General features: G+C 60.5%; 1 protein-coding gene. It reads left to right on the forward strand.

The genetic code is table 11. The annotated features are described in order from the left end of the window. Positions 1–220 precede the first annotated feature (220 nt). A complete protein-coding gene (locus tag AC1DY5_RS56880) occupies positions 221–616 on the forward strand; it encodes a cell envelope biogenesis protein TolA (RefSeq protein ID WP_478122914.1) in 396 nt (131 codons plus the stop codon). The last annotated feature ends 399 nt before the right edge of the window (positions 617–1,015 follow it).

Below are 1,015 nucleotides of genomic sequence, written 5' to 3' on the forward strand. Positions count from 1 at the left end.
GATGTCCTCACGTGGCACTGGAACTACTAACCTCCTGTGAGGCTAGCCACGATGCCCTGAACCCCACACTATTGCAAGCACTCCATCCTTGTCTGCCGCGCGAGACTAAGTCGGGGCCACTTGCGTCCAACCCTGTCAGCCATGGGCCAAAGGTATCATTGTGACGTGACCATCTGCTGATGGCGAGCCGTGTCGATCTCCAACTCCCAAGGAAATTGCAATGAGCAAACTTCTCGCGATCATGATTACCAGCCTGTTTGCGGCAGGCGCCTATGCCCAAAATCCGGCCGGCACATCGTCGGAACAGCAACCGGTGACGAACAGCAAGGCGCAAAACCGCGCCCAAGCCAAGGTGGATACGCGCCCCCAAGGCAAGGTGAAGAAGCCGGTGGGCGATGAGGCTAACAGCCCCGAAATCAATCCTGAGGCCAGCGGCGGCAAGGCCGCCGTGAGAGCCCAGGACAAGGTCAATTCCAAGCCCCAGGGCATGGTGAAGAAGCCGATGGGCGACGAAGCGAACAGTCCTGAAATCAATCCTGAGGCCAGCGGCGGCAAGGCCGCGGCCGCGGGGCAGGCCAAGGTCGACGCGCGCAATGCCAAGGCGGCGGCGAAGTAGAAGCCCATAGACTGTCTGGCTGTCGGCGCTGCGGTGCAACTGACCGCGCTTGGCGCGTCGAATCCTCGGAGCGCTGTTTTCACTGAGGTGCACGGGACTCAGCGAGCCACTGCGGACAGCTGAGTGGGCGCAGTGTCGCTCAGGGGTCTGCAAGCCTTCAGGCTGCCTATAGCGCCGGTTGAGCGATCACTGGTCGTTCTGCTCGAGCATCATTGCGCCGACTAGAGGTGCGGGATCGTCAGTTGTTCGGCAGGCTACTTCGCGCCACCCACTGCTGATCCAAAAAATAGATGTTGTCAACGAATATTGCGAAATGTCAGGGTTGCGCGACTGCCGCACGCCCAGGGTGGTCGGCGAGAACTAAACCGCGCAAAGCTTTAGCGCGCGCCTGTGCTGAAG

It is taken from the genome of Variovorax sp. P4_D9, assembly GCF_056401695.1.

What these genes read in the sequence shown, in the direction of transcription:
- AC1DY5_RS56880 (WP_478122914.1), top strand. Translation starts at nt 221, where the DNA reads ATGAGCAAACTTCTCGCGATCATGATTACCAGCCTGTTTGCGGCAGGC.